Here is a 5766-nt window from a genome sequence, read left to right on the forward strand (position 1 = left end):
AGGACGCGGCGGTGAACGGTTGCGGCAGGCTGGGCAGGGTGAAGGCGATCTGCGGGGCGGCGATCACCAGCGTGTAGCTGCGGGTGCTGGTGAACGGGCCGGTACCGGTGCTGCTGTCGGTCACCTGCACAAGGATGCTGTAGCTGCCGGCGTTGGTCGGCGTGCCGCTGAACTCACCGGTGGCCGACAGGGTGATGCCGGCGGGCAGGCCGCCAAGCGCCTGATAGCGATAAGGCGCTGCGCCACCGGTGGTGCTCAGCGTTTGCTGGTAGCTGCTGCCAGCGGTGCCGGCGGCCAGCGGGGTCGCGGCCAGGCTGAGCGTAGGCGGCGACACCGTAATGCTCACCACGGTTGCGGCGGACGTGGTGTTGCCGTCGGTCGCGCGGTAGGTGAAGGCATCCGGGCCGGCATAGCCGGCGTTGGGCGTGTAGGTCACCTGGGTGCCATTGATGGCCGCGACGCCGTGGGCGGCGGCCGTGGTTACGCTCACGCTGTTGGCGATGCCGCCGATGTCCAACGGGATCGGCGTGGCCGTGCCGTATGCCACAACCGCATTGGACGGGTGGGCCACGATCGCTTCGGCGGCCGCCGCGGCATTGGACGCCGCCGACGCGCTGCCGGTGCCGGCGCCGTTGGTGGCGGTGACGGTGAAGGTGTAGGACAGGCCGACGGTCAGGCCGGTCACCTTGATGGGGCTGCCCGCGCCGGTGGCGGTGATGCCCCCGGGAGCGGCGGTCACCGTGTAGCCGGTAATCGCGCTGCCGCCGGTGAAGGCCGGCGCGGTGAAGCTCACCTCGATCTCGCCGGTGCCCGAGGGCGTGGCGGTGCCGATCAGCGGTGCACCGGGCGCGACCGCATTCACCTGGAACGTCTGCGACACGGTCGGGGCCGGCAGGAAGCTGCTGTTGCCGGGCTGGTTGGCCGCGATGCTGCAGGTGCCGGCAGTGAGGAAGGTCAGCGCACCTCCGCTGGTGATCGTGCAGACCCCGGTGGTGGTGGAGGTGAACGTCGGGGTCAGCCCGGAATCGGACGACGCCGTCAGCGTCGGCGTGGTGCCGACATTCTGCGCGCCCGGGTTGCTGAAGGAGATGACCTGGGCGGCGGCCGGGGTGATCGCGTTGGAGGCGGCCGAGGCCCCGCCGGTCCCGGCACTGTTGGTCGCCGTCACGGTGAAGGTGTAGGCGATGCCGTTGGTCAGGCCGGTCAGCGTGATCGGCGAGCCCGCGCCGGTAGCGGTGATGCCGCCCGGCTGGGCGGTCACGGTGTAGTCGCTGATCGCGGCACCGCCGGTGCTGGCCGGTGCGGTGAAGCTCACCGTGGCCTGGGTATCGCCCGCGGTGGCGGTACCGACGCTGGGCGCACCCGGTACCACGGCCGCCACGGTGAACGTCTGGGTGACCTGCGACGCTGCCTGGAAGGTGCCATCGCCGCTCTGGTCGGCGTGGATGCTGCAGGCGCCGCTGCTACCGAAGGTCAAGGTGCCGCCGCTGGTGATGGTGCACACGCCGGTGGTGGCGGAGGTAAAGCTGACCGGCAGACCGGCGCTGCTGATCGCGGCCAGGGTGGGCGCACTGCCGAAGGTCTGCGGGCCGGGATTGCCAAAGACAATGGTCTGCGCGCCTTTCGGCGTTACCGCCGACGAGGCGGTCGAAGCGACGCTGGTGCTGGTGGCATTGGTCGCGGTGACGGTGAAGGTGTAGGCGGTGCCGTTGGCCAGCCCGGTGACGACCAGCGGCGAGGCCGCGCCGCTGGCGGTAAAGCCGCCCGGGGAAGAGGTCACGGTGTAACCGGTGATCGCCGAACCGCCGTCGCTGGCCGGTGCGGTGAAGGCCACCGAAACCTGGCCGTTGCCTGGGGTGGCCACGCCCACGGTGGGCGCGCCGGGTGCGGTGGGAATGGCCACGGCGTGCGACGCGCCCGCGTTGTAGCCGGCAACGCCGGTGTTGCCCGCGCCGTCGCGGATGCCCGAAGCCGCGCTCAGGTCCAGGCGCAGCGTGCCATTGCCGTTGATGCTGTCAACCACCACGTTGAGGGTGTCGCTGCCCGCGCCGCTGACCGAACGGACGACCGCGGCGGCCGAACCGGCAGCGGTCAGGCTGAAATCACTGACCGCCACGTTGAACACCGGCTCGCTGAAGTTCACCTGCCAGGTCACGCTGGGGGCGGTGGCCGCAGGCGTGCCCAGCACGGCCATGCTGCTCACGCTCGGTGCCAGGTCATCGACCACGGTGATGGAGAAGGCCTTCTCGGTGCTGGCGCCGCCGCTGTCGGTGCTGCGCACGCGCACGCTGTAGGTACCGGCGGCAAGGCTGGCCGCGTTGGTGGCGCGCAGCGCGTCGCCGACGATGGTGAACTGTGCGTTGGCGGTGTCGCCGGCGCCGCTGACCAGGCTGTAGGTGAATGCATCGCCCACATCGGCATCGGTCGTGCTCAGCGTGCCCACCACGGCGTTCGCACCGGCGCTCTGGTTGAGCGCGCTGGCCGTCAGGGCAAGATCGGTGGGCGCGGTGTTGATCGCTTCCACGATGATGTTGTTGATCGAATGCCAGGTGCGCAGGCCCGGATCGGCACCGCCGCTGATGAGACGGATGCGGATCTCGTCCACGTTGCGGAAGGCCGCCGGGAACAGGGTCACCGTGAGCGGAACGCGCAGCGGCGCCGGGATCGAGAAGCCGCGCGTCCCCACCAGGGCGCCGTCGCGGTAGCCCTCGACCATGTAATTGACGCTGGTGTTCTCGCCCCAGTTGTAATAGCGGAACGAGGTGATCGAGAAGTTGCTGCCGTTGGCCGAGCGGATCACCATCCCGATACGACCGTCCTGCTCGGTGTGGGTCAGGCCCGACCAGCTGCCGTCATCGCTGGACAGCCAGGCGTTGTCCTTCCAGGTCATGCCGGCCACGGGCGTGCCCGCCGCATCGCTGCTGTTGAACACCTGCAGGGTCAGGCCAGGCACATCGGCCGAGCCGCCCTGGCCATCCTGTGCGTAGGTGGTGCCCACGCCCGTGTTGCTGCTGAACACCACTTCCACGGGTGCGGCCTGCGCCGCCCCCGCCGCGCCGGCCAACAGGACAAACCATGCCAGCACCCGCAGCAGCGGATGGGCCAAATTGGAAACGGACATGCAACTCCCCTGAATCAATCCACGATCAACGCCGGGCAGCACGCGCGTGGGCGCGCCCCCGGCTTCCCCTTTTCACCACCCAGCGGATATCGGCCGGCAGCGCCGAATCTGATGCCCGGCCGGCACGCGCTGGAAAAGAGGCGTGGTCTGGGCGGCCTGGGAGGCGATGCAAGCCATGTGCCACGGCCCTGTCGGGCGGCGCAGGGTCTTCCGCGCACCGCCGATTTCGGTGATGCTCTGGCCACGCACAGGGGGCTGCATGCATACCACCGAATCAGGCGACATCCACGGCGATGTGCCGGCCATCGCACACCTCACCACCGACCCGGTACCTGCCGCAGGCAGCGCGCCGCCCACCGACTGGTCGGTGCTGCCGGTGGTGCAGGGCAACGAGGATTCGGTGGTGATGGTGGTGTGGCGGCTGCTGCGGCAGGAGCCGGCGTTGATCGTCAGCGCCGGGTACGTGCTGCTGTCGCTGCTGGGGCTGTGGTCCAGTTACTTTTTCTACCGCGGTTTCCAGCTGTCGATCCTGGACTACCTGCAGGTCAGCGATTTCCTGGTCGCCGGCCTGCGCGATCCGGCGTACGCGGCGATCCTGGCAGGTGGCGCCCTGCTGGCGATCCTGGTCGGTTGGCCCGACACGCTGCGTCGGCGCAACCCGGCCCGGGTGGACGCCCTGCGGGCGCGGCACTGGGGCTGGCGGATGCTGTTTTCGCGTTCGGCGCTGACCAGCTGGGACATGTCGGGCATGCGTCCACTCACGGGTGTATGCGTGGCGGTGGCGTTCTTCATGGCGTTGGGGGCGGCCATCTACTCCCTGGACAAGGCCGAGAACATCCGCGAAAGCGGGCAGGGCAGCGCGGTCACCGTGCATCTGGCAGGCGATACCGCCGCGTTGCCCGGTACCGCGCGCCTGCTCGGCAGCAGCACCGGGTTCGTGTTCCTGTGGTGGCCGCAGCAGCAGCGTGCCGAAGCAGTGCCGATCTCGGCGATCAAACGCATGCAGTCGGTGGTGCTGCCCGCCCGCCGTGCCGCCGCGCCGATACCAACACCGGCGCAGACACCGCGATGAGCCAGGCGGGTGGGCGGTCCTGCAGAAAGCGTGCCACCCCCTCATGAGGCGGCAGCTCAGCTCCCGGAGGCGGGCCCCTGAGCCACGTCATCGCGCTTGTGGATGCGGCCGTCGCGGATCTCCCAGAGCTGGCCGTCGGTCGTAGCGACGTACATCGGCGTGCGTGCCCACAGGCTCCAGTACACATGGACCTCGGTGGGGGTGGGGTCCAACAGATGTGTCACCATCATGCCCACCACCGTGACGCCGCGCTTTGACGGCGTCCGGCCCAGCTGGATGCAGGTGCGGGTGAAGCCACGGCTCGCCGTTATCCGCCCGTCGGCGATGTCCAGCCGGTGGCTGCCGCCCAGTGGCACCACGTTCGGCAAGGTGGTTGCCGGCAGCAGATAGACCGCCCAGCGTCCCTCGCCTTCGGGCAGCGCGACGCTGTTGTAGGCCTTGGCGCATGGCGCCACCTGTGCGGTCATCGCCAGGGTGCGTGCCGTCGTGGCGGCGGCTTCATAGGCGCTCAGCGGTTCCGGCTCGGACAGCACCTGGACCTCGCCTGCGGGCGTGCCGTCGGCGGCCATCTCGACGCGGTACAGCACGGCGGGGGTCGCGTCGATGTAGCTGACCCGGTACTGCCCGTCATGTTCCTCGGTGATCCAGCCGCGTACCCGCGCGTCCTTGCCGAAGGCACGGTACTTGGCCCGTATCGCATCGGTTGCGCGCTCGGCCGCAAGGTCCTGCAGGAAGATCGCCTTGCCCAGCCGTTCGGCACGCGACAGCGCGGCCGCGGTATCGGCGGCGCTCAACGGTGTCGGCGTCGGTGGCGTCGTGGGGGCGTCCTGTGCAAGCGCCATCAGCGGCATCAGCAAGACCAGCGTGGCCCATGCGCGTGCAGGTTTCATCATGACGTGCCCCCTCGATAGCCGCTTCCTGCGGCAATGGCGGAGTATCGCCGATCACCTGTCCGCAACGCCAACACTGCCCCCATTAGGGGGCAGCTGGTGCAGCAGGCACGGCGCGTTACGGTGTCGCCCGCTCCGCGCCCTCGTTCCGGGGCCATGCTAGCGCTGACGGGGCGCGGTCATACATGTTGCGGCCTACTGGCCTGGTGTCTTCTTCGCCGCCTTCCTGGTTGCCCCGCCCTTCTTCCCCCCGCCGTCCTGCTTGTTGACGGTGGCCCAGGCGATCCGTTCGGCCGCAGCATCGCTGCGGCCCTGGTCCTTCTCGCTCTCTTCGATGTGCGCGGCCTGGCGCTTCTGCTTGTCGGTGTAGGCCGATTTATCACCCCGGGGCATGGCAGGTCTCCAGTGGGCGGTGGACGGGGGGTCAGGCCAGCATGCGGACCTTGGGCTCACGCGCCCACTGGCGGGTTGCCGCTGCGGAGAGGAAGGCCTTGGCATCCTCGGCTTCCACCACGCCCGGGTCGTTGCCCACGCGGGCCGCCTTGAGCAACGCCTGTGCACCCTCGTCGGCGGCGATTGCCTTCAGGTGCGCCCAGGCGTCGGCGATGAAATCGATGGCCGCCGATTCCTTCAGCAGCCGCTTGGCCGCTTCGTTGCTGAGCACCACCGCAACCGCGTCGAAC

The 5766-nt window shown here is 69.6% G+C and carries 3 protein-coding genes and 2 pseudogenes; 1 reads left to right on the plus strand and 4 read right to left on the minus strand.

The features are described from left to right. Positions 1-3121: fibronectin type III domain-containing protein (locus tag DBR34_RS20425; RefSeq protein ID WP_219928354.1), on the minus strand; the 3121-nt coding region annotated here is incomplete at its 3' end. Positions 3122-3380: 259 nt separating this feature from the next. Here DBR34_RS20425 and DBR34_RS20430 point away from each other — a divergent pair. After that, a complete protein-coding gene (locus DBR34_RS20430; RefSeq protein ID WP_128098134.1) occupies positions 3381-4193 on the plus strand; it encodes a hypothetical protein in 813 nt (270 codons plus the stop codon). A gap of 56 nt (positions 4194-4249) precedes the next feature. Here the strand turns inward: DBR34_RS20430 and DBR34_RS20435 are convergent, their stop codons facing one another. From DBR34_RS20435 to DBR34_RS20445, 3 genes and pseudogenes are all read right to left on the minus strand, one after another. Beyond that, a complete protein-coding gene (locus DBR34_RS20435) occupies positions 4250-5083 on the minus strand; it encodes a hypothetical protein (protein WP_128098135.1) in 834 nt (277 codons plus the stop codon). 222 nt (positions 5084-5305) lie between these two features. Continuing rightward, positions 5306-5476: pseudogene (locus tag DBR34_RS20440) on the minus strand (HupB); the annotation flags it as partial. A 31-nt stretch (positions 5477-5507) separates the two neighbouring features. Continuing rightward, positions 5508-5766, minus strand: a pseudogene (locus tag DBR34_RS20445) (catalase HPII); the annotation flags it as partial.

This window comes from Stenotrophomonas sp. HMWF003 (genome assembly GCF_003061285.1).
Taxonomy (GTDB): Bacteria; Pseudomonadota; Gammaproteobacteria; order Xanthomonadales; family Xanthomonadaceae; genus Stenotrophomonas; species Stenotrophomonas maltophilia_AP.

Coding starts and splice junctions, on each gene's coding strand:
- DBR34_RS20430 (WP_128098134.1), top strand. CDS start 3,381: ATGCATACCACCGAATCAGGCGACATCCACGGCGATGTGCCGGCCATC.
- DBR34_RS20435 (WP_128098135.1), bottom strand. CDS start 5,083: ATGAAACCTGCACGCGCATGGGCCACGCTGGTCTTGCTGATGCCGCTG.